General features: G+C 49.8%; 28 protein-coding genes. 25 read left to right on the top strand and 3 right to left on the bottom strand.

Features of this window, described 5'->3' with window-relative positions:
• Positions 1-29 precede the first annotated feature (29 nt).
• Positions 30-3,677 carry a DNA-directed RNA polymerase subunit beta' gene (rpoC, locus tag FG166_RS08125; protein ID WP_035430719.1) on the top strand — a complete coding sequence of 1,216 codons (3,648 nt, stop codon included), beginning with the start codon at positions 30-32 and terminating at the stop codon, positions 3,675-3,677.
• Positions 3,678-3,729: 52 nt separating this feature from the next.
• On the opposite strand, the gene FG166_RS08120 is transcribed toward rpoC, so the two are convergent.
• Together FG166_RS08120 and FG166_RS08115 are read right to left on the bottom strand one after the other, a co-directional pair.
• Positions 3,730-5,016 carry an ISL3 family transposase gene (locus FG166_RS08120; protein ID WP_042513914.1) on the bottom strand — a complete coding sequence of 429 codons (1,287 nt, stop codon included), beginning with the start codon at positions 5,014-5,016 and terminating at the stop codon, positions 3,730-3,732.
• Positions 5,017-5,223: 207 nt separating this feature from the next.
• Positions 5,224-5,952, bottom strand: a complete 729-nt coding sequence (locus FG166_RS08115; RefSeq protein ID WP_003681559.1) for a gamma-glutamyl-gamma-aminobutyrate hydrolase family protein — start codon at positions 5,950-5,952, stop codon at positions 5,224-5,226.
• 154 nt (positions 5,953-6,106) lie between these two features.
• Between FG166_RS08115 and FG166_RS08110 the strand changes: the two genes are divergently transcribed.
• Entirely contained in the window at positions 6,107-7,282 is a 1,176-nt protein-coding gene (locus FG166_RS08110; RefSeq protein ID WP_035430720.1) for a DUF998 domain-containing protein, read from the top strand.
• Positions 7,283-7,468: 186 nt separating this feature from the next.
• Here the strand turns inward: FG166_RS08110 and FG166_RS08105 are convergent, their stop codons facing one another.
• Positions 7,469-8,134: a prepilin peptidase gene (locus FG166_RS08105; protein ID WP_015639398.1), complete on the bottom strand. Its 666-nt coding sequence runs from the start codon at positions 8,132-8,134 to the stop codon at positions 7,469-7,471.
• A gap of 253 nt (positions 8,135-8,387) precedes the next feature.
• On the opposite strand from FG166_RS08105, the gene rpsL reads away from it, so the two are divergent.
• The 23 genes from rpsL (at position 8,388) to rpmD (ending at position 20,678) form a co-directional block, all read left to right on the top strand.
• Positions 8,388-8,801, top strand: coding sequence for a 30S ribosomal protein S12 (rpsL, locus tag FG166_RS08100; protein WP_003681563.1), 414 nt, complete (start codon positions 8,388-8,390; stop codon positions 8,799-8,801).
• A 24-nt stretch (positions 8,802-8,825) separates the two neighbouring features.
• Positions 8,826-9,296 (top strand): 30S ribosomal protein S7, encoded by a 471-nt coding sequence (rpsG, locus tag FG166_RS08095; protein ID WP_003681564.1) that lies wholly within the window; start codon positions 8,826-8,828, stop codon positions 9,294-9,296.
• A gap of 122 nt (positions 9,297-9,418) precedes the next feature.
• The gene (gene fusA / locus FG166_RS08090) at positions 9,419-11,503 is read left to right on the top strand and encodes an elongation factor G (protein WP_003681566.1); all 2,085 of its coding nucleotides are present in this window, start codon (positions 9,419-9,421) and stop codon (positions 11,501-11,503) included.
• 388 nt (positions 11,504-11,891) lie between these two features.
• Positions 11,892-12,200, top strand: a complete 309-nt coding sequence (gene rpsJ / locus FG166_RS08085) for a 30S ribosomal protein S10 (RefSeq protein ID WP_004562959.1) — start codon at positions 11,892-11,894, stop codon at positions 12,198-12,200.
• 49 nt (positions 12,201-12,249) lie between these two features.
• On the top strand, positions 12,250-12,912 hold the full coding sequence (gene rplC, locus FG166_RS08080) for a 50S ribosomal protein L3 (RefSeq protein WP_003681571.1): 663 nt from the start codon (positions 12,250-12,252) through the stop codon (positions 12,910-12,912).
• Positions 12,913-12,930: 18 nt separating this feature from the next.
• On the top strand, positions 12,931-13,554 hold the full coding sequence (rplD, locus tag FG166_RS08075; protein WP_003681573.1) for a 50S ribosomal protein L4: 624 nt from the start codon (positions 12,931-12,933) through the stop codon (positions 13,552-13,554).
• Entirely contained in the window at positions 13,554-13,847 is a 294-nt protein-coding gene (gene rplW / locus FG166_RS08070) for a 50S ribosomal protein L23 (protein ID WP_003681575.1), read from the top strand. The genes rplD and rplW overlap by 1 nt, the downstream gene beginning before the upstream one ends.
• Before the next feature lie 25 nt (positions 13,848-13,872).
• Positions 13,873-14,718 carry a 50S ribosomal protein L2 gene (rplB, locus tag FG166_RS08065; protein ID WP_004562960.1) on the top strand — a complete coding sequence of 282 codons (846 nt, stop codon included), beginning with the start codon at positions 13,873-13,875 and terminating at the stop codon, positions 14,716-14,718.
• Between the two features lie 40 nt (positions 14,719-14,758).
• Complete coding sequence (rpsS, locus tag FG166_RS08060) at positions 14,759-15,040, top strand: 30S ribosomal protein S19 (RefSeq protein ID WP_003681578.1); 282 nt, start codon at positions 14,759-14,761, stop codon at positions 15,038-15,040.
• A gap of 16 nt (positions 15,041-15,056) precedes the next feature.
• Positions 15,057-15,404 carry a 50S ribosomal protein L22 gene (gene rplV, locus FG166_RS08055; RefSeq protein ID WP_003681579.1) on the top strand — a complete coding sequence of 116 codons (348 nt, stop codon included), beginning with the start codon at positions 15,057-15,059 and terminating at the stop codon, positions 15,402-15,404.
• A 12-nt stretch (positions 15,405-15,416) separates the two neighbouring features.
• Positions 15,417-16,076 carry a 30S ribosomal protein S3 gene (rpsC, locus tag FG166_RS08050; protein WP_003681581.1) on the top strand — a complete coding sequence of 220 codons (660 nt, stop codon included), beginning with the start codon at positions 15,417-15,419 and terminating at the stop codon, positions 16,074-16,076.
• 3 nt (positions 16,077-16,079) lie between these two features.
• Positions 16,080-16,514, top strand: coding sequence for a 50S ribosomal protein L16 (gene rplP, locus FG166_RS08045; protein WP_003681584.1), 435 nt, complete (start codon positions 16,080-16,082; stop codon positions 16,512-16,514).
• Positions 16,504-16,710, top strand: coding sequence for a 50S ribosomal protein L29 (rpmC, locus tag FG166_RS08040; protein ID WP_003681586.1), 207 nt, complete (start codon positions 16,504-16,506; stop codon positions 16,708-16,710). The genes rplP and rpmC overlap by 11 nt, the downstream gene beginning before the upstream one ends.
• Positions 16,711-16,732: 22 nt before the next feature.
• A complete protein-coding gene (gene rpsQ / locus FG166_RS08035; protein ID WP_003681588.1) occupies positions 16,733-16,999 on the top strand; it encodes a 30S ribosomal protein S17 in 267 nt (88 codons plus the stop codon).
• A gap of 60 nt (positions 17,000-17,059) precedes the next feature.
• Entirely contained in the window at positions 17,060-17,428 is a 369-nt protein-coding gene (gene rplN / locus FG166_RS08030; RefSeq protein WP_003681590.1) for a 50S ribosomal protein L14, read from the top strand.
• Positions 17,429-17,461: 33 nt separating this feature from the next.
• The gene (rplX, locus tag FG166_RS08025) at positions 17,462-17,770 is read left to right on the top strand and encodes a 50S ribosomal protein L24 (protein ID WP_003681592.1); all 309 of its coding nucleotides are present in this window, start codon (positions 17,462-17,464) and stop codon (positions 17,768-17,770) included.
• Positions 17,771-17,799: 29 nt separating this feature from the next.
• The gene (gene rplE, locus FG166_RS08020) at positions 17,800-18,342 is read left to right on the top strand and encodes a 50S ribosomal protein L5 (protein ID WP_003681594.1); all 543 of its coding nucleotides are present in this window, start codon (positions 17,800-17,802) and stop codon (positions 18,340-18,342) included.
• 16 nt (positions 18,343-18,358) lie between these two features.
• Entirely contained in the window at positions 18,359-18,544 is a 186-nt protein-coding gene (locus FG166_RS08015) for a type Z 30S ribosomal protein S14 (protein WP_003681596.1), read from the top strand.
• 32 nt (positions 18,545-18,576) lie between these two features.
• Positions 18,577-18,975: a 30S ribosomal protein S8 gene (rpsH, locus tag FG166_RS08010; RefSeq protein ID WP_003681598.1), complete on the top strand. Its 399-nt coding sequence runs from the start codon at positions 18,577-18,579 to the stop codon at positions 18,973-18,975.
• A 28-nt stretch (positions 18,976-19,003) separates the two neighbouring features.
• Positions 19,004-19,540 (top strand): 50S ribosomal protein L6, encoded by a 537-nt coding sequence (gene rplF, locus FG166_RS08005; RefSeq protein ID WP_003681599.1) that lies wholly within the window; start codon positions 19,004-19,006, stop codon positions 19,538-19,540.
• A 44-nt stretch (positions 19,541-19,584) separates the two neighbouring features.
• On the top strand, positions 19,585-19,950 hold the full coding sequence (gene rplR / locus FG166_RS08000) for a 50S ribosomal protein L18 (RefSeq protein WP_012391593.1): 366 nt from the start codon (positions 19,585-19,587) through the stop codon (positions 19,948-19,950).
• A 22-nt stretch (positions 19,951-19,972) separates the two neighbouring features.
• A complete protein-coding gene (rpsE, locus tag FG166_RS07995) occupies positions 19,973-20,482 on the top strand; it encodes a 30S ribosomal protein S5 (protein WP_003681601.1) in 510 nt (169 codons plus the stop codon).
• 13 nt (positions 20,483-20,495) lie between these two features.
• Positions 20,496-20,678 (top strand): 50S ribosomal protein L30, encoded by a 183-nt coding sequence (gene rpmD, locus FG166_RS07990; protein ID WP_003681602.1) that lies wholly within the window; start codon positions 20,496-20,498, stop codon positions 20,676-20,678.
• Positions 20,679-20,706: the final 28 nt, after the last annotated feature.

Below are 20,706 nucleotides of genomic sequence, written 5' to 3'. Positions count from 1 at the left end.
CTTAGGGATTAAATAAGGAGGATTATCCTTTGATTGACGTCAATAATTTTGAAAGTATGGAGATCGGTCTGGCTTCCCCAATGAAGATCCGGAGTTGGTCTTACGGTGAGGTTACCAAGCCGGAAACGATCAACTACCGAACTTTAAAGCCAGAAAAAGACGGTCTCTTTGATGAACGAATCTTCGGCCCGACCAAGGACTTTGAATGTGCCTGTGGTCGCTACAAGCGGGCGCGTTACAGCAAGCGGGTCTGTGAGCGTTGTGGGGTTGAAGTAACCTCTGCCAAGGTCCGCCGGGAACGGATGGGTCACATTGAACTGGCTGCTCCTGCTTCTCACATCTGGTACTTCAAGGGGATTCCGAGCCGGATGGGGCTGGTCTTGGACATGAGCCCACGGGAACTGGAAGAAGTAATCTACTTTGCTTCTTACGTCGTTTTAGACGCCGGGGACACGGGACTGGAAAAGAAGCAATTGCTTTCCGAACCACGTTACCGGGAACTCAAGGAAGAATATGGCAACCGTTTCACCGCTGAGATGGGGGCCGAGGCGATCCAAAAGCTACTGGCCGACGTAGACCTGGCCAAGGAAGCAACCGAATTAAAGGCGGTCTTAAAGGAAGCAACTGGGCAAAAGCGGACCCGCGCGGTTCGGCGCCTGGATATCTTGGAAGCCTTTCTCAAGTCCGGGAACAAGCCTGAATGGATGGTGATGGACGTAATTCCGGTTATGCCACCTGACTTACGGCCGATGGTTCAACTGGAAGGTGGCCGCTTTGCCACTTCCGACTTGAACGACTTGTACCGGCGGGTCATTAACCGGAACAACCGGTTGAAGCGCCTGTTAGAATTAAACGCTCCGGGCATCATCGTTCAAAACGAAAAGCGGATGCTCCAAGAAGCCGTTGACGCCCTGATTGATAACGGTCGCCGTGGCCGTCCGGTTGCCGGTCCTGGTAACCGTCCGCTCAAGTCCTTGTCCCACTTACTTAAGGGGAAGCAAGGACGGTTCCGTCAAAACCTGCTCGGGAAGCGGGTCGACTACTCTGGTCGTTCCGTTATCGATGTTGGTCCATCCATGAAGATGAACCAAATGGGGTTGCCGGTTCCAATGGCGATGGAACTCTTCAAGCCATTTATCATTCACGAACTGACCAAGCGGAACCTGGCTACCAACGTTAAGGCAGCCAAGCGGATGATCGACAAGCGTGACGAAAAGGTCTTCGATGTCTTAGAAGACGTGATCAAGGAACACCCTGTTCTCTTGAACCGCGCCCCTACCCTGCACCGGTTAGGGATCCAAGCCTTCGAACCAATCCTGGTTTCCGGGAAGGCCATGCGTTTGCACCCACTGGTTTGTGCCGCTTACAACGCCGACTTCGACGGGGACCAGATGGCCATCCACGTACCACTGTCCGATGAAGCCCAGGCCGAAGCGCGTCTGTTAATGTTAGCCGCTCACCACATCCTTTCACCTCGTGACGGGGAACCAATCGTGGCCCCATCCCAGGATATGGTTATCGGTAACTACTACATGACGACTGAAGACAAGGCCCGTGAAGGGGAAGGCATGATCTTTAAGGACACCAACGAAGCCCGGATGGCCTACCGTAACGGTTACGTGGCCTTACAAACCCGGGTTGGGGTGCTGACTTCTTCCTTTGACAAGAAGCCGTTCACCGCTGAACAACGCCAAAAGATCATGGTGACCTCGGTTGGGAAGTTGCTCTTCAACAACATCATGCCTGAAGATTACACTTACATTAACGAACCGACCGCCGACAACCTGCAAAACGGGGTTCCGGACAAGTACTTCTTGGAACCTGGTGAAGACATTCACGCCTACTTAGAAAACGCGCCGCTGGTGCCGCCGTTTAAGAAGGGCTTCTTGTCGGACATCATTGCCGATGTTTACAAGATCTACAAGGTGACCGTCACCTCCCAACTTCTTGACCGGATCAAGGACCTTGGTTACTACGAATCCACGATTTCCGGGTTAACCGTCGGGATCGCCGACGTGACCGACTTAAAGGAAAAGCCGGAAATCATCGAAAAGGCGCACAAGCAAGTGGCCCTGGTTACGAAGCAATTCCGCCGTGGTTTGATCACCGATAACGAACGTTACGAACGGGTCATTGGGATCTGGAACGATGCCAAGGATGAAGTTCAAAACAAGCTGATCGAACACATGGATATCCACAACCCAATCAACATGATGTCCGACTCTGGGGCCCGGGGGAACATCTCCAACTTTACCCAGCTGGCCGGAATGCGTGGGTTGATGGCTTCCCCATCCGGGAAGATCATGGAACTGCCGATCCTTTCTAACTTCCGGGAAGGCCTTTCCGTCTTGGAAATGTTTATCTCTTCCCACGGGGCACGGAAGGGGATGACCGACACGGCCTTGAAGACTGCCAACTCTGGTTACTTGACCCGGCGGCTGGTTGACGTGGCCCAAGATGTGATCGTTCGCGAAAAGGACTGTGGCACCGACCGTGGTCTGGAAGTGACCGCCATCACTAACGGGAACGAAATGATCGAACCGTTATACGACCGGATTTTGGGTCGTTACACGATGAAGTCCGTCTTTAATCCGGAAACCGGGGAAAAGATCGTCGGTAAAAACGTCCTCTTGAACGAAGAGATGGCGCAAAAGATTATCGATGCGGGCGTTCAAAAGGTAACGATTCGCTCCGCCTTCACTTGCAATACCGAACACGGGGTTTGTGAACGTTGTTACGGACGCAACGCCGCTACCGGGGACCAAGTGGAAGCCGGGGAAGCAATCGGGACGGTGGCCGCACAGTCAATCGGTGAACCAGGGACCCAGCTGACGCTGCGGAACTTCCACACCGGTGGGGTGGCCGGTAACGACGACATCACCCAAGGGCTTCCGCGTATCCAAGAAATTGTGGAATCACGGAACCCGAAAGGGAAGGCCACGATCTCCGAAGTTACTGGTCAGGTGGTTTCCATCGAAGAAAACCCAGCTGAACAAACTAAGGACGTTACGATCAAGGGTGAAACCGACACGCGGACTTACACCCTGCCGATCACGGCCCGGATGCGGGTGGCCGAAGGTGATGATATTCACCGTGGTCGTGCCATCAACGAAGGGTCAATTGATCCAAAGGAAATGATTCGGGTTCGCGACGTCTTGTCCACGGAAACCTACCTGCTCTCCGAAGTGCAAAATGTTTACCGTATGCAGGGGATTGACCTGCTCGACAAGCACGTTGAAATCATGATTCGCCAAATGATGCGTAAGGTGCGGGTGATGGATCCTGGTGATACTGATGTTTTACCGGGTGAACTGTTGGACATCAGCCAATTCCGCGATGCTAACTACCAAACCTTGATTTCCGGGGGAATTCCGGCCACTGCCCGGCCAGTTATCCTCGGGATCACTAAGGCGGCCCTTGAAACTAACAGTTTCCTTTCGGCCGCTTCCTTCCAAGAAACGACGCGTGTCCTTACCGACGCCGCCATCCGGGGCAAGAACGACCCGCTGGTGGGGCTCAAGGAAAACGTTATTATCGGGAAGATCATTCCAGCCGGAACGGGGATGGGTGCTTACCGCAACATCAAGCCCAAGGAAGTCAGTGTCAACACTGGCGCAACCGATGGGGCCATTACCTCCATCCGCGAAATGGAAGAACAACTAAAGGATCAAGACTAAGCGCTTGATTGAATAAAAAGGGCTCTTTGTCAAATCCTGTTGATGGGTCATTTTAGGCGGCGGCCGGTGCTTGCACCTGGCGCCGCCTTTTTTCAGCTTCCGTTCCCATTTGATGCAATCGGATCCGGGCGATGAAATGACCAAAGTTAGTAAAGCCATATGCCGTCCGTTGAATTAACTTGATCATGCGGTTGATCCCCTCAACCCGACCGTTTGAGTACGGTAATACGGTTGCGTTGTACACTCCTTCGCTGTTCTTACGGAGGGTCTTAAGAACCGTTTGGAACGGCGCTGGCACGTCCCATTTGGTGAACAAGAGGTCCATTAATTGGTCAACATCGTGCTCTTCAAGAGCGGTCATGGCGCCCTGTAAGAGTTCATAACCGGCCGCTAACTGGGGATCAAGGTCCAGACCAATTCCCACCCGTTCAGCCATCGTTACCTTTTGTCGTAAGTGGCGATCATAGTACTCCTTAGTGTAGTTAAGCGATGTGCTTTTAAGTAAGTACAGTCGCCACGAATTCTTCAATGCCCGATACTCACGCGTATTAGGGTCGAATTGCTTCATTACTGCGACCCGGACTTGGTTAAACGCCCGCGTAAGCATTGAAACGATGTGGAATCGATCCACAACCAGCTTTGCGTTTGGGAAGTAGCGGCGTACAAGGCCTTGATAGTAACTGTTTAAGTCTGTCGAGACTGATTTGACTCGTTTGCGCTCTTTTAGCGAGAATCGATCAAAGTAATGCGTAATACTACTCTTAAGCCGATCAGGGAGAATTTGGTAGATTTGTGAGGTATCATTATCAACGATAATGAAGCAATACTTCCCCTGCGGACCACGGAACTCATCAATGGCAATATTAGTGGGTAAAGTGCGACTATTAAAGCGAAGGAGCGCTTGATCACTGTCTAGGAGGCGGCCAATGGTACTAGGTGACACACCGGTAAACTTAGACACGTCCTTTTGAGAGACATTACTTTCAAGCATCGTAAGTGCCTTGTGTTTAACTGCTTTGGCAATGGAACAGTATTTATCAACGACGTTGGTCTTCGCCATGAACGAATCTTGGCAATTCTTACATCTCAGGCGTTGCTTACCGATCCGCAACATGGTGGGACAACTTTCGTTAATTGAGAGGTACTTAATGGTTTGGTAAGAATGGCCATTCTTGATGAAGGTATCCGCAAAGCCGCAATGTGGGCACCGATCCAATTTAAGCGAGACCGTCCCAATGAAGACCTGCGTCTCCCATCCGTCATTATTTTCAAAGACAACGTCTGTGAAATGAAGATTGGGGTCTTTAATTTGAAGGATATTTTTAATATAATCAGTCATAAGGTCACACCTCTTACTTTCTGGAATTTGCGTGGTAGTTAATGATCAGAATTTTAAGGCTGGTGGGGCCTTTTTTTGTGCCCTCAAAACCAAAAAATCCTGTCAACGAATCACCACTATGGTAATCCATCAACAAGATTTAGTGTAGAGCCATAAAAAGGACCCGTCAAACCAAGCTGGTTTGGCGGGTCCTTTTTGATGTTGAATTTAGATTTGTTGGCTAGCGCGGTCAATCAGGTCCTTGAAAATGACTTGTGATTCCGGTGTGTGTTTAAACATGTTTTCGGGGTGCCACTGAACGGCGAGAATTTGATTAGAATCGATGGATTCGACCGCTTCGATCACCCCGTCGTCAGCGCGGGCAACGACTTTGAGTCCCGGCGCCACCTCATGAATTGACTGGTGGTGGCGAGAGTTGATGTAGATTCGATTACCAACCAGTTTTTGAAGCTGGGAGCCCTCGTGGACATTAACGTGGTGGGTGGGGAGGTTTCCTGGGGCTAACTGGTGGTGCTTAAGGCGGGCGGTCGGGTCTTCAGAAAGATCTTGATAAAGGGTGCCGCCGAGCCCAGCGTTAATCAATTGCAACCCCCGGCAGATTCCCATGATCGGTTTGCCGGCCTCAATGGTCGCCTTAAGCAGGGCGATTTCAAAGAGGTCCCGTTTACGGAAGGTTTCCCCTAATTCAAAGTGGGGCTCCTGACCGTAAAAGGTGGGGTCAACGTCAAAACCGCCGAGCAACAAGAGCCCGTCGAACAGGTCAACGTAAGAGGCGGCGTTTTCGGCGGCCACGGTTGGCAAGACGATCGGAAGCCCTCCCGACTTGGTGATCGCTTTAATGGCCGGATCGGGCGCAAAAGCGGCGTTTCGTAAGTTGATGATGCTAGTTGCCTCGGTATAGGTATCGGCTGGTAAAGCAATCATTGGTTTTCTCATCGTGAGTCCCCCCGTAGTTTAAGTGTATTGCCCTAGTCTAGGGGAGGGAGTGGCGCATGTCAAACTTTATAATTAAATTTTAGTGAGAGTGTGGTAGTGGTCTAAATTGATGATAATCTAGTAAGTATAAAATCAGTTAACAAGGAGAAGTGGATTGAAGAATTATCGCGTGGAAGTTCCCAAGGTCGCCCGGGACCAGTTAGAAATTAAAGATGGCGAGCCCTTAGCAATGTGGGTGGAAGGCAACCAGTTGGTGATTCGCCCACTGCGGTTGGCTGACAGTTTACCCCAAATCAAGCTCCGGTGGTACTTTGGCCCCGCCTTAGTACTGACGTTGTTGTTTTACGCCGATATGATTAACCAAGGCTACCACCTCTTGCCACTGGTGGGGGGTGATTCGGTGGCGTCGTCTAGCCTTTACCTTGCTACTTTAAGCGGGTTATTGGCCTTTGCCAGCACCTTCATTAGCCAAAAACGTCACCATCGTGGCCGGGCGCAGGAATTTTCTTGGCGGGCTATGATCAGCATTATGGTTGCTTGCGGGACGATTACCGCCTTTTCGTTGGTGGCGGGAGCCTGGTTGGTGGGGTCGCTTTTTCACGGGGCCGTTTTTGACATTTACACGGCCGGCGCCCTGATTTTTTTGGTGATTGCCATGGTTACTTACATCATGATCAACCTGGCCATGACGATTTCTCCCGGGGTGATTACTAACCTAATGACATTCATGATTATTGGGGGGGTGTTCTTCTCGATGTTAACTAATTCCAATAAGGATTGGTGGCGTCATAATTTTAGCTTCCTGGGGACGGCAAACTCGTCGAATAGCTGGCAGTTTAATATTACCCTGATCTTTTCGGCAATGCTGATGTTGACCTTGATTGACTATTTGTTTGTCAACCTGTCCAAGAAGTACCCCGGCTGGCGGGTTCAAGTGACCCGCTGGCTACTTAACTTAATGGCAGCTTGCCTAGGTGGGGTCGGGCTGTTTCCAAATGACCCACGTTTTCACCTTCTTCACGATCGCATCGCCATGTGGATGGTTTACACCATGTTAATTTTGGTGGTAGTGGTTCGGTGGACGATGCCAATGATGACTAAGACCTTCTTGACCCTTTCTTACGTGATCGGTGGCGTGTTGGCCGTTAGTTACATCGCTTTTAAGTTCGTCCGCTACCTTTCTTTAACCGCTTTTGAAATGCTGGCCTTTGGGATCGCGTTTTCGTGGATTTTGTTACTTTTCCAGTTAATTGAAGCCGTCGTGCAAAGGGACGTCCGCCTCTTTACCGTCGAATTGGTGGCCGAAGAAAATGACGGGGTTAGTCATTAATTATAACTAGGGGGCTGAGGAAACGTGTTTTTCCAGTCCCCTTTTGAATTCCCGGAGAATTTATAAAAACATACCCAAAGAAAACAAAAGACCCGGAGGTTAAGTACGGCTAAAGAACGCCACGGACCAACTACCCTACCGCTAAATTTAGTCATTCCCGTTGGAAACTTAATTGCCACTCGTTTTCTAGATCAACAATGAAACGAGCAGCCCGGTAGAAAGGTAGGGCAAAAAGGGGAGTGGTTGGCGGTGCCATAACTTAGGGGAGGTTAAGGCTAGGCCGCAGCCAATTAGCAGGGTTTGCCAATAGCACTGCCACCCAGCTAAAAGTAAGACGACTAAGAGCCATTCAAGATCACCTAGGCCCAGTCCGTGGCTAAGTAAGGTGATCAATGAGAGTAATCCCGCCACTAATAAGAAGAGGGCGGGTTGTTCTATCCCCAGGGGAGACAACGCAATTAAGGGGAGGGGGAGTAGGCTAGTCAGGGCGAGGGGGTTCATCCACCCGGCGTACCAGTCGGTAGTGGCCATGGCTGACAGGCCAGTTAACAGGACTAGGCTTGCTAACCACTCGGTTAAGTCAAGAGGGGTGTATAGGGCTAACCACGTTCCGCAAGTTAGTTCGCACACACTGGACCAGGGGGCGATGGCTTTTTTGCACCACCGGCACCGCCCCAACTGAAGGGCGAAGCCGACGAGGGGAATCAATTGCCACCAGGCTAGGGGGTGGGCGCAGTGATCACAAAGCGAACGGGGGGAAGAAGGTCCCATTTCTAGAAGGTGCCGCTGGGTCATGGTGACGATGAACGATGCTAGGCAAGAGCCGGTTAAAAAGGCGATTAGTTGTTCCATAATTAGTTCCTCCTGCCCATTAAGTACGGCAAAACCACTCAATGTTACGAATTTGATCATAGTTGTCGTTGACTTTAGTCGGAGAGCGTGTTAATTTAATAAAGGTGCTTTTTTGAGCAACGGATTGGTCTGTCGTTGGGCAGACGGCATGCGCAGCGATAGCACAAAACTAAATAACATCCAGCGCCCTTTTTTTATTCCAAAAAAAGAACCGCCTGGATGTGTGGACTTAAATTAAGGAAGGGGAAAAATTATGCCTACCATTAACCAATTGGTTCGTAAGGGCCGCAAGAGCCACAAGGGTAAGTCAAAGTCACCTGCCCTGGGCTTTGTATACAACAGTTTTAAGAAGGAAGAAATCAAGAACCCATCACCGCAAAAGCGTGGGGTTGCTACCCGTGTTGGGACGATGACGCCAAAGAAGCCTAACTCCGCCCTGCGGAAGTACGCTCGTGTGCGTTTATCTAACCTGATCGAAGTGACGGCTTACATTCCAGGGATTGGCCACAACCTTCAGGAACACTCCGTTGTCCTGATCCGTGGGGGCCGTGTTAAGGACCTTCCTGGGGTTCGTTACCACATCATCCGTGGGACGCTTGATACCGCCGGTGTTGACGGCCGGATGCAAAGCCGTTCCAAGTACGGTGCTAAGAAGCCGAAGAAGTAATCTTTATATAGGAGGGATTAAGCAATGCCACGTAAGGGACATGTAGCAAAGCCGGAAGTTTTACCGGATCCAATTTACAACTCAAAGCTGGTTACCAGCCTGATTAACCACTTGATGCTTGATGGTAAGCGCGGAACCGCTTCTAAGATCCTCTACCAAGCCCTTGACCAAATCAAGGAACAAACTGGTAACGACCCGATCGAAGTGTTCGAACAAGCAATTGAAAACATCAAGCCGGCCCTTGAAGTTAAGGCGCGCCGGATTGGTGGTTCTAACTACCAAGTGCCGATCGAAGTTCGCCCAGACCGTCAACGGACGTTGGCACTTCGTTGGCTCGTGCAATACGCACGTCTTCGTGGGGAACACACGATGGTGGAACGTCTTTCTGGCGAAATCATCGATGCTTCCAACAACACTGGTGCTTCCATCAAGAAGAAGGAAGACACCCTGCGGATGGCCGAAGCTAACCGGGCCTTCGCACACTACCGCTGGTAAGATTGCGGTTTGAAACTAGCCCTTAAACTAGTTACAATCAGGAGGGGTGACGGCGGAAACTCCACTCGTCACCCCTTTTTCTAAAAATAACAACACAAACACGGAAGGAGACCACTTTTAAGATGGCTAACAAGCGTGAATACCCTCTTGAAAAGACCCGTAACATTGGGATCATGGCCCACATCGATGCCGGGAAGACGACCGCCACTGAACGGATTTTGTACTACACCGGTAAGATTCACAAGATTGGTGAAACCCACGATGGGGCTTCCCAAATGGACTGGATGGAAGAAGAAAAGGAACGTGGGATCACGATCACTTCTGCCGCTACTACGGCCGTTTGGAAGGATACCCGGATCAACATCATCGACACCCCAGGACACGTGGACTTCACTGTCGAAGTTGAACGTGCCCTCCGGGTGCTCGACGGTGCCGTAACCGTTCTTGACGCCCAAGCCGGTGTTGAACCACAAACTGAAACCGTTTGGCGTCAAGCCGACGACTTCAACGTTCCGCGGCTGGTCTTCGCTAACAAGATGGACAAGATGGGGGCCAACTTCGACTATTCCGTTAAGACCATCAAGGAACGCCTGAACGTTACGCCGCTTCCAATCCAAATGCCAATTGGTGCCGAAGACGAATTCGCCGGTGTGATCGACCTGGTTAAGATGGTTGCTTACATCTACGACGAAGACAAGCTCGGCGAAAACTGGGACACCGTTGAAATCCCAGCCGACATGAAGGATGAAGCCGAAAGCCGTCACGACGCAATGATCGAAACGCTGGCTGACGTAAACGACGACATCATGGAAAAGTACCTTGAAGGTGCCGAAATCTCCGTTGATGAAATCAAGGCTGCCATCCGTCAAGCAACCCTGGACCAAGAACTCTTCCCGGTAATGGCAGGTTCTGCCTACAAGGATAAGGGGATCCAAATGATGCTTGATGCCGTCTTGGATTACCTGCCATCCCCAGTTGATGTTAAGCCATTCGTTGCTCACGACGAGGAAGGTAACGCCATTGAACTGACTGCCGGCGATGACAAGCCATTCGCCGCTTTGGCCTTCAAGATCGCAACTGACCCATTCGTTGGTCGTCTGACTTTCCTGCGGGTTTACACTGGTTCCCTTAAATCTGGTTCTTACGTTCTGAACGCAACCAAGGGCAAGCGTGAACGGATTGGTCGTCTGCTTCAAATGCACTCCAACCAACAAAACGAAATCTCAGAAGTCTTCTCTGGTGATATCGCCGCTGCCATCGGTCTGAAGAACACCACCACTGGTGACTCCTTGACCGACCCAGACCACCCACTGCAACTTGAATCCATGGACTTCCCAGAACCAGTTATCCAGGTTTCTGTTGAACCGAAGTCCAAGGCTGACCAAGACAAGATGGACAAGGGTCTGCAAAAGTTGGCTGAAGAAGACCCAACTTTCAAGGCTGAAACGAACCCTGAAACTGGTGAAACTCTGATCGCCGGGATGGGTGAACTGCACTTGGACATCATCGTTGAACGTCTTCGCCGTGAATTCAACGCCGAAGTTACGGTTGGTAAGCCACAAGTTTCCTACCGTGAAGCCTTCACTAAGCAAGTTTCCGCCCAAGGGAAGTTTGTTCGTCAATCTGGTGGTAAGGGTCAATACGGGGACGTATGGATCGAATTTACGCCGCTGGAAGAAGGGGCCGGCTTCGAATTCGAAGACGCCATTGTCGGTGGGGTTGTTCCGCGTGAATACATCCCAGCCGTTGAACAAGGGTTGAAGGAAGCGATGGAAAACGGTGTTCTGGCCGGTTACCCATTGGTCGACCTTCACGCTAAGCTTTACGACGGTTCCTACCACGAAGTCGACTCCTCTGAAGCTGCCTTCAAGGTTGCCGCTTCCTTAGCATTACGTAACGCCGCTCCTAAGGGTGGAGCCGTTATCCTTGAACCAATCATGAAGGTTGACATCGTCGCCCCAGAAGATAACCTGGGTGACGTGATGGGTCACGTTACCGCTCGTCGTGGTTCGATCGACGGGATGGAAGAACGTGGGAACGCCCAATTAGTTCACTCCTTCGTTCCGCTGTCCGAAATGTTCGGTTACGCAACGACCCTTCGTTCCGCAACCCAAGGACGTGGTACCTTCACGATGACCTTCGACCACTACTCAGCTGTGCCGAAGTCCATCCAAGAAGAAATCATCGAAAAGAACGGTGGTAAGTAATTAACTTGACCCGTAAAAAAACAGGTGCTAGCAGCTGCTGGCACCTGTTTTTTGTATGGAATGCTAGGGAGTGTTTCGATCAAGGAAGGGGAGAAGAGCGCCGTCGAAAAAAATTAAGCGTCTTTTTTCATGGTCGAAGGACAAAGAAAAACGACGAAACCACTTTCTTGAAATTAATCCCAGAAAATCCTTGCTACACCAGGCTTTTTCTTGTATTATAGAAAAAGTGCTTGAACAAAAGAGGAGCAGAGAGTGGCCCTCGCTAGGATTTCAGCACGCAGGCGATGAAGTGGAAGGTTGCGACACACCCGGCCGCTTTGCCACAGGATGTGGCGGTAATTTCCATGGAGCTAGTCATAATTTCAAATTTGACGAAGGAGGGAACACAATGGCAAACCAAAAGATTCGTATTCGTTTAAAGGCTTACGAACACCGCGTTTTGGATGAATCAGCAGACAAGATTGTTGAAAGTGCAAAGCGGACCGGTGCTCAAGTATCAGGCCCGATTCCGTTACCTACTGAACGGACTCTTTACACGGTGATTCGTTCACCGCACAAGTTCAAGAAGTCACGGGAACAATTCGAAATGCGCACTCACAAGCGTCTGATCGACATCATCGACCCAACCCCTAAGACGGTTGACGCCCTGATGAAGCTCGATCTGCCAAGTGGTGTTGACATCGAAATCAAGCTTTAATTCAAAATCTAAAAACAAACAAAAATCAAATTAAATTGGAGGTGTACTCATGACCAAAGGAATCTTAGGTAAGAAGGTCGGGATGACTCAAGTCTTCACTGACAACGGTGAATTGGTTCCAGTTACTGTTATTGACGTAACGCCAAACGTTGTTATGCAAGTTAAGACCCTTGAAAATGACGGTTACAGTGCCGTTCAACTCGGGTTCGACGACAAGCGCGAAGTTCTGAGCAACAAGCCCGAACAAGGTCATGCAGCAAAGGCTAACACGACTCCTAAGCGCTTCATCGGTGAAATCCGCGACGCTGAATTAGGAGACGACATCAAAGTTGGGGATAAGGTAGCAGCCGACATTTTCGCAGAAGGCGAAACGGTCGACGTTACTGGTACCACCAAGGGTCATGGTTACCAAGGTAACATCCATAAGGACGGCCAACGGCGTGGGCCAATGGCGCACGGTTCTCGTTACCACCGTCGCCCAGGTTCACTTGGTGCCATCATCAACCACGTGTTCAAGGGTAAGAAGCTGCCAGGTCGGATGGGTAACAACACCCGGACTGTGCAACACCTGCGGATCGTTAAGGTCGACACTGAAAACAACGTTCTCTTAATCAAGGGTAACGTTCCTGGTGCCAACAAGTCCTTTGTTACGATCAAGAACTCCGTTAAGGCTAACACTAAGAAGAGCCTTAGCAAGCAATCCAACAAGTAAGAAAGGAGGAAGTAATCAATGACTAGTGTTGCATTATTCAAGCAAGACGGTAGCCAAAACGGCACTGTTGAACTGAACGACAGCGTATTTTCTGTTGAAGCAAACGAATCCGCTGAATTCGATGCGATTCTTCGCCAACGTGCTTCCCTGCGTCAAGGGACTCACGCGGTTAAGAACCGTTCCGCAGTTCGCGGTGGTGGGAAGAAGCCTTGGCGTCAAAAGGGTACTGGTCGTGCCCGTCAAGGTTCCATCCGCGCACCTCAATTCCGTGGCGGTGGGATCGTCTTTGGCCCAACCCCTCGTTCCTACAACTACGCATTACCACGTAAGGTTCGTCAATTAGCCATCAAGTCAGCCCTTTCCCAAAAGGTTGCCAACGACAAGTTCGTTGTTGTTGATGGTTTGAACTTTGACGCACCAAAGACGAAGGAATTCGCTGGCGTAATGAACAACCTCAAGGTTAGCGAAAGGGTCTTAGTTGTGGTTACTGACGAAGACAAGAACGCTCAATTATCAGCACGCAACCTGCCGAAGACGACGGTTGTGACGCCAGCTGGTGTGAACATCTTGAACGTCGTTGACGCCCAAAAGATCATCATTACCCAGTCAGCTCTTTCTCAAGTAGAGGAGGTGCTCGCATAATGGAAGCACGCGATATCATTTTACGTCCTGTAATTACGGAAGCCTCCACGGCTGCCATGGACAACAAGCGTTACACGTTCGACGTTGATTTACGAGCAACTAAGACGCAAGTCAAGAACGCCGTTGAAGAAATCTTCGACGTTAAGGTTGTGAAGGTTAACATCATGAACGTTAAGGGAAAGCAAAAGCGCCAAGGCCGTTACGTCGGCTACACGAAGCGCCGTCGTAAGGCGATCGTTCAGCTTTCTGCTGACTCCAACGAAATCAAGTTATTCGGCGACGATAACGAATAAATCTAACGGATAGGAGGAAAACACAGTGGGAATTCGCAAATACAAAGGCACCACTAACGGACGCCGTAACATGAACGGTTACGACTTCGCGGAAATCACGAAGACGACGCCGGAAAAGTCGTTATTGGCTCCGCTCAAGCACACCGCTGGTCGTAACAACGCTGGTAAGATGACCGTTCGTCACCGTGGTGGTGGTACGAAGCGTCAATACCGGATTATCGACTTCAAGCGGATCAAGGATGATGTTCCAGCAACTGTTAAGGCCATTGAATATGACCCGAACCGAACTGCTAACATCGCATTGCTTGGTTACGCTGACGGGACTAAGTCTTACATCCTTGCACCGAAGGGTCTCAAGGTTGGGATGACTGTTCAATCTGGTCCGGATGCAGATATCAAGGTTGGTAACACGTTACCGCTGAAGAACATTCCAGTTGGTACTGTTATTCACAACATCGAACTTAAGCCGGGTAAGGGTGGTCAATTGACCCGTTCTGCCGGTACTTCTGCTCAACTTCTTGGTAAGGAAGAAAAGTACGTTCTGGTACGTCTTTCTTCTGGTGAAGTTCGGATGATCCTGGCTGCTTGCCGGGCAACGATTGGGTCGATCGGTAACGATGAACACGGTCTGCTCGTTAAGGGTAAGGCTGGTCGTTCTCGTTACGCTGGTCAACGTCCTCACGTTCGTGGTTCTGTTATGAACCCTAACGATCACCCACATGGTGGTGGTGAAGGTAAGGCTCCAGTTGGTTTACCATCTCCACTCTCCCCATGGGGTAAGAAGACTGTTGGTAAGAAGACTCGTTCACACAAGGCTCGTTCCAACAAGTTCATTGTTCGTGGGCGTAAGCGTGGTCCACACACGCGTTAATCACTCATAAATCGTCAAATACCCGAGAGGAGGTACAAAAATGGGTCGTAGTTTAAAGAAGGGACCTTTTGCAGATGCTTCTTTATTAAAGAAGGTTGAAGCTCAAGCAGATAGCGACAAGAAGACCGTCATTAAGACCTGGTCACGTCGGTCCACGATCTTCCCGAGCTTTATCGGATACACGTTCGCAGTATATGATGGTCGGAAGCACGTGCCAGTTTACGTACAAGAAGACATGGTAGGTCACAAGCTTGGTGAATTCGTACCAACGCGGACTTTCCGTGGTCACGCTGCCGATGACAAGAAGACTGGTCGTAAGTAAAGGAGGGAATTGATTAATGGCTGAAAACGTTACTTCAGCTAAGGCAACTGCTAAGATGGTCCGTGTATCATCTCGCAAGGTACGCCTGGTGCTTGACACCATCCGTAACAAGTCCGTTGCCGAAGCATTTGCTATTCTGAAGTTCACTCCAAACGGGGCTGCTTCAGACGTCGAAAAAGTTTTGAAATCTGCTGTTGCAAACGCTGAAAACAACTTTGACCTGGACCAAGCATCCTTGGTTGTAAGCGAAGCCTTTGCTAACGAAGGACCAACCTTAAAGCGGTTCCGTCCACGCGCCAAGGGTTCTGCTTCTCCAATTAACAAGCGGACCAGTCACATCACAGTGGTTGTTGCAGAAAAGTAGGAGGAATGAATAGTGGGTCAAAAGATTAATCCTAATGGTTTCCGTGTTGGGGTCATTCGCGACTGGACTGCTAAGTGGTACGCAGATAAGAACTACGCCGCTTACCTGAACGAAGACCTTCGGATCCGTAAATACATCGAAAAGCGACTTGCTGACGCCTCTGTATCAACCGTGGAAATTGAACGTGCTGCTAACCGCGTAAACGTATCAATTCACACTGCCAAGCCAGGGATGGTTATTGGTAAGGGTGGTTCAGAAGTTGAAGCACTTCGCAAGGAACTTAACAACCTGACCAACAAGCGGGTTCACATCAACGTGGTTGAAATTAAGAAGCCAGACCTTGATGCACACCTGGTTGGTGAAAGTGTTGCTGAACAACTTGAAAACCGGATTGCATTCCGTCGTGCGATGCGTGGTGCTATGCAACGTACTATGCGTGCCGGTGCCAAGGGGATCAAGATTCAAGTTGCCGGCCGTTTGAACGGTGCCGACATGTCTCGGATCGAATCCTACTCTGATGGGACTGTTCCTTTGCACACGCTTCGCGCAGATATCGACTACTCCTGGGACGAAGCTCACACTACCTACGGGGTTCTGGGGATCAAGACCTGGATCTACCGTGGTGAAGTTCTCCCAGCTAAGAAGAACAACGAAGCTAAGGGAGGGAACTAAAACATGCTAGTACCAAAGCGAGTAAAGCACCGTAAGGTTCAACGCGGTAAGATGCGTGGGGAAGCCAAGGGTGGTAAGACCGTTACTTTTGGTGAATTCGGTCTGCAAGCTCTCGATTCTCACTGGATTTCTAACCGGCAGATCGAAGCCGCTCGTATTGCCATGACGCGTTACATGAAGCGTGGTGGTAAGGTTTGGATCAAGATCTTCCCACACCTTTCTTACACTAGTAAGGGTGTTGGTACCCGGATGGGTAACGGTAAGGGTGCTCCTGAAGGTTGGGTAGCCCCTGTTAAGCGTATGAAGGTGATGTTCGAAGTTGCTGGGGTTCCTGAAGAAGTTGCCCGTGAAGCCCTTCGTCTTGCCGGAAACAAGTTGCCAGTTCGCACTAAGATCGTTAAGCGTGAGGAAGTAGGTGGACAATCTAATGAAGACTAAAGATTACGTACAAGAACTGAATGGATTAACCACTGAGCAATTGCTGAACCGTGAGAAGGAATTGAAGGAACAATTGTTTAACTTACGTTTCCAATTAGCAACCGGCCAGTTGGAAAACACTGCAAGCCTTAAGACTGTTCGCAAGAACATCGCACGGGTTAAGACGGTTCTTCGCCAACAAGAATTAAACAACTAGAATACGAAAAGGAGGATTACGCATGAGTGACGAACGTAATGCACGTAAGGTGTACCAAGGTCGCGTTGTTTCTGACAAGATGGACAAGACGATCACGGTCGTAATTGACACCTACAAGAGCGCGCCGATCTACGGCAAGCGGGTTAAGTACTCCAAGAAGTACTACGCTCACGACGCTAACAACGAAGCCCACGTTGGTGATACTGTTCAAATCATGGAAACGCGGCCGCTGTCTGCTAAGAAGCGTTTCCGGCTTGTTAAGGTCGTAGAAAAGGCCGTTATCTTATAATCAACAAACCTTAAATTCGTATTCTAATTCTTACTTATAGACGGAAGGAGGACACTAACCGTGATTCAACAAGAAAGTCGGTTGAAGGTCGCAGATAACTCCGGTGCCCGCGAAATCCTGGTCATCAAGATTTTGGGTGGTTCCCGTGTTAAGACCGGTAATATTGGTGACATTATTGTTGCTACTGTAAAACAAGCAACACCAGGTGGCGTTGTCAAAAAGGGTGACGTTGTGAAGGCCGTTGTCGTACGGACTAAGCATGGTCTGCACCGTAAGGATGGTTCCTACATCAAGTTTGATGAAAACGCAGCCGTTCTGATCAACAACGACAAGAGCCCAAAGGGTACCCGTATTTTTGGCCCAATCGCTCGTGAGTTACGTGACGATGACTACATGAAGATCATCTCACTGGCCCCAGAAGTTCTGTAAAGATTACCCAAAAATAAGGAGGTGCACTACCACATGTTTTTAAAGACAGGTGACAAAGTTCGCGTCATCACCGGTAAGGACAAGGGTCAAGAAGGTACGATCAAGAAGACCTTCGCCAAGGAAAACCGGGTGATCGTTGAAGGTGTTAACAAGATCAAGAAACACCAAAAGCCAAGTAACATGAACCCTAACGGCGGGATCATCGACACTGAAGCACCGATTAACGCTTCAAACGTGATGCTGCTTGACCCATCAACGAACGAACCAACTCGGGTTGGCTTTGAAGTCGTTGACGGCAAGAAGGTTCGGGTTGCCAAGAAGTCTGGCAAGCAAATCGACTAATCATTAGCGAAAGGAGGAACAATCTTCTTATGGAAAACCGTTTAAAAGCTAAGTACGAAAACGAAGTTCGCCCATCTTTGATTGAAAAGTTTGATTACTCTTCAGTTATGGCTGCTCCCAAGCTCGAAAAGATCGTCTTGAACATGGGGGTTGGGGACGCAACGCAAAACTCCAAGAACCTTGACGAAGCCGTTGAAGAACTTGGGCTTATCTCCGGTCAAAAGCCACTGATCACTAAGGCCAAGAAGTCCATCGCCGGCTTCCGTCTTCGTGAAGGGATGGCTATCGGTGCCAAGGTTACTCTGCGGGGCACGCGGATGTACGACTTCTTGGACAAGTTAGTTAACGTTTCCTTGCCACGGGTTCGTGACTTCCGTGGGGTTTCCAACAAGGCCTTTGATGGTCGTGGTAACTACACGTTGGGTGTTCGGGAACAACTGATCTTCCCAGAAATCGATTACGATAACGTTAACCGTGTTCGTGGTTTGGACATCGTCATCGTTACGACTGCTAACAGCGACGAAGAAGCTCACGAATTACTGGCCCAATTAGGGATGCCATTTGCTAAGTAATTAGGAGGTTACAAAATTGGCTAAAAAATCAATGATCGCTAAGAGCGAACGTCCGGCCAAGTTCTCAACGCAAGAATACACGCGTTGCGAACGTTGTGGCCGCCCACACTCCGTTTACCGTAAGTTCCACCTCTGCCGGATTTGCTTACGTGACCTTGCCCACAAGGGACAGATTCCTGGTATGAAGAAGGCTAGTTGGTAAACAAATCACCGACAAAAGGAGGAAAAACATCGATGTCTATGAGTGATCCAATCGCAGATTTCTTAACTCGGATCCGCAATGCCAACATGGCACACCACGATTCAGTTGAAGTACCTGCATCCAAGATGAAGAAGGACATCGCCGAAATCTTGAAGCAAGAAGGTTTCATCCGCGATGTTGAATACGTTGAAGACAACAAGCAAGGCATCATCCGCGTATTCTTGAAGTACGGCCAAGACGGCGAACGCGTTATTTCCGGTTTAAAGCGGATTTCCAAGCCGGGTCTTCGCTCCTACGTTAAGGCAGACGCTGTGCCGAAGGTCTTAAACGGCTTAGGGATTGCCATCATTTCTACGTCCAACGGCGTGGTTACTGATAAGGTTGCCCGTGCTAAGAAGGTCGGCGGCGAAGTCGTTGCCTACATTTGGTAATAAATAAACTAACAAAGGAGGTGTACGCATGAGTCGTATTGGTTACAAGGAAATTGATTTGCCAGCAGGCGTTGAAGTTTCTCAAGAAGGTAACGTGGTTACTGTTAAGGGACCAAAGGGGACCCTTTCTCGTGAAATTTCTCCGCTGATCACGATGTCCGTTGAAGGCAACGTGGTTAAGTTCGAACGTTCTGGCGAAGATAACAAGGTCCGTGCCCTGCACGGGACTACCCGCGCCAACGTTAACAACATGGTTGAAGGGGTCGTTAATGGATTCAAGAAGACCTTGAAGCTCGTCGGGGTTGGGTACCGTGCCCAATTCAAGGGTGACAAGTTGATCTTGACTGTTGGTTACTCTAACCCAGTTGAAATGACGAAGCCTGCTGAAGTGGAAGTTGCTGTTCCAGACAACACCACGATTGAAATCAGTGGGATTGACAAGCAAGAAGTTGGTGACTTCGCTGCTGAAGTTCGTGCCGTTCGTTCACCTGAACCATACAAGGGTAAGGGTATTCGTTACGAAAACGAACACATCGTCCGCAAGGAAGGTAAGACTGGTAAGTAATCATAGGTTACAACCAGCAAGTTAAACTAATCTAAAAATAAGAGGTGACAGTTGTGATTTCTAAACCAGACAAGAACAAGATCCGTCAACGCCGTCACATGCGCGTTCGCGGTAAGATCTCTGGTACTGCAGAGCGCCCACGTTTAAGTGTTTACCGTTCTAACAAAAACATTTACGCTCAATTAATTGATGACGTAAAGGGTGTGACGCTCGCAAGTGCCTCAACCCAAGATACTGAAGTAAGTGGTAAGACTAAGACCGAACAAGCTGCCGGTGTTGGTGCCCTGATCGCTAAGCGTGGGGTTGAAAAGAACGTTACCACTGTTGTGTTTGACCGTGGGGGTTACCTTTACCATGGTCGGGTACAAGCTTTAGCAGAAGCCGCTCGTGAAAACGGGCTTCAATTCTAAGGAAAGGGAGGAATTACCCGTAATGGCATCATCATCATACATTGATCCAGCTAAGTTGGATCTTGACGATCAAGTTGTTTCCATCAACCGGATTACCAAGGTTGTTAAGGGTGGTCGTCGTCTCCGCTTTGCAGCCCTCGTGGTTGTCGGTGACCACAATGGCCACGTCGGCTTCGGTACTGGGAAGGCCCAAGAAGTTCCGGAAGCAATCCGCAAGGCTTCTGCAGCCGCTCAAAAGAATCTGATCAAGGTTCCAACCGTTGGAACGACCATTCCGCACGAAGTTATCGGTACTTACGGCGGTGGGAAGATCATGTTAAAGCCAGCCGTTGAAGGTTCCGGGGTTACCGCCGGTGGGGCCGTTCGTAACGTGATGGAACTTGCAGGGGTTAACGACGTTACCTCAAAGCGGTTAGGTTCCAACACGCCGATCAACGTTGTTCGTGCTACTTTTGAAGGTCTCAAGGCCTTGAAGAGTGCCGAAGAAGTTTCCAAGCTGCGCGGCACATCCGTTGACCACCTGGCAGAATAGGAGGACACCAAACATGGCTAAAGTTAAAGTTACTTTAATCCGCAGTGTTGCCCACCGTCAGCCGACTCAACGCCGGACCGTTAAGGCTCTGGGGCTGGGCAAGCTTCACAGCTCCGTTATCCTCCCAGATAACGCGGCTACTCGTGGTGCAATCTTTAAGGTTGCGCACTTAGTTTCCATCGAGGAAGTTAAGTAAAAAACAAAATCAAATAAGGAGGTGCCAA

The sequence above is a fragment of the Limosilactobacillus fermentum genome, from assembly GCF_013394085.1.
Classification (GTDB): Bacteria; Bacillota; Bacilli; order Lactobacillales; family Lactobacillaceae; genus Limosilactobacillus; species Limosilactobacillus fermentum.
The sequence above is the reverse complement of the archived record's forward strand: the minus strand, read 5'-3'. Positions and strand labels throughout refer to the sequence as shown.

What these genes read in the sequence shown, in the direction of transcription:
- FG166_RS08115 (WP_003681559.1), bottom strand. Translation starts at nt 5,952, where the DNA reads ATGAGAAAACCAATGATTGCTTTACCAGCCGATACCTATACCGAGGCA.
- rpsQ (WP_003681588.1), top strand. Translation starts at nt 16,733, where the DNA reads ATGAGTGACGAACGTAATGCACGTAAGGTGTACCAAGGTCGCGTTGTT.
- rplP (WP_003681584.1), top strand. Translation starts at nt 16,080, where the DNA reads ATGCTAGTACCAAAGCGAGTAAAGCACCGTAAGGTTCAACGCGGTAAG.
- rpsL (WP_003681563.1), top strand. Translation starts at nt 8,388, where the DNA reads ATGCCTACCATTAACCAATTGGTTCGTAAGGGCCGCAAGAGCCACAAG.
- rplD (WP_003681573.1), top strand. Translation starts at nt 12,931, where the DNA reads ATGACTAGTGTTGCATTATTCAAGCAAGACGGTAGCCAAAACGGCACT.
- rpsE (WP_003681601.1), top strand. Translation starts at nt 19,973, where the DNA reads ATGGCATCATCATCATACATTGATCCAGCTAAGTTGGATCTTGACGAT.
- rplE (WP_003681594.1), top strand. Translation starts at nt 17,800, where the DNA reads ATGGAAAACCGTTTAAAAGCTAAGTACGAAAACGAAGTTCGCCCATCT.
- rpsJ (WP_004562959.1), top strand. Translation starts at nt 11,892, where the DNA reads ATGGCAAACCAAAAGATTCGTATTCGTTTAAAGGCTTACGAACACCGC.
- rpsG (WP_003681564.1), top strand. Translation starts at nt 8,826, where the DNA reads ATGCCACGTAAGGGACATGTAGCAAAGCCGGAAGTTTTACCGGATCCA.
- fusA (WP_003681566.1), top strand. Translation starts at nt 9,419, where the DNA reads ATGGCTAACAAGCGTGAATACCCTCTTGAAAAGACCCGTAACATTGGG.
- rpmC (WP_003681586.1), top strand. Translation starts at nt 16,504, where the DNA reads ATGAAGACTAAAGATTACGTACAAGAACTGAATGGATTAACCACTGAG.
- rpsS (WP_003681578.1), top strand. Translation starts at nt 14,759, where the DNA reads ATGGGTCGTAGTTTAAAGAAGGGACCTTTTGCAGATGCTTCTTTATTA.
- rplF (WP_003681599.1), top strand. Translation starts at nt 19,004, where the DNA reads ATGAGTCGTATTGGTTACAAGGAAATTGATTTGCCAGCAGGCGTTGAA.
- rplC (WP_003681571.1), top strand. Translation starts at nt 12,250, where the DNA reads ATGACCAAAGGAATCTTAGGTAAGAAGGTCGGGATGACTCAAGTCTTC.
- rplV (WP_003681579.1), top strand. Translation starts at nt 15,057, where the DNA reads ATGGCTGAAAACGTTACTTCAGCTAAGGCAACTGCTAAGATGGTCCGT.
- rplX (WP_003681592.1), top strand. Translation starts at nt 17,462, where the DNA reads ATGTTTTTAAAGACAGGTGACAAAGTTCGCGTCATCACCGGTAAGGAC.
- rplW (WP_003681575.1), top strand. Translation starts at nt 13,554, where the DNA reads ATGGAAGCACGCGATATCATTTTACGTCCTGTAATTACGGAAGCCTCC.
- FG166_RS08105 (WP_015639398.1), bottom strand. Translation starts at nt 8,134, where the DNA reads ATGGAACAACTAATCGCCTTTTTAACCGGCTCTTGCCTAGCATCGTTC.
- FG166_RS08120 (WP_042513914.1), bottom strand. Translation starts at nt 5,016, where the DNA reads ATGACTGATTATATTAAAAATATCCTTCAAATTAAAGACCCCAATCTT.
- rpsH (WP_003681598.1), top strand. Translation starts at nt 18,577, where the DNA reads ATGTCTATGAGTGATCCAATCGCAGATTTCTTAACTCGGATCCGCAAT.
- rpmD (WP_003681602.1), top strand. Translation starts at nt 20,496, where the DNA reads ATGGCTAAAGTTAAAGTTACTTTAATCCGCAGTGTTGCCCACCGTCAG.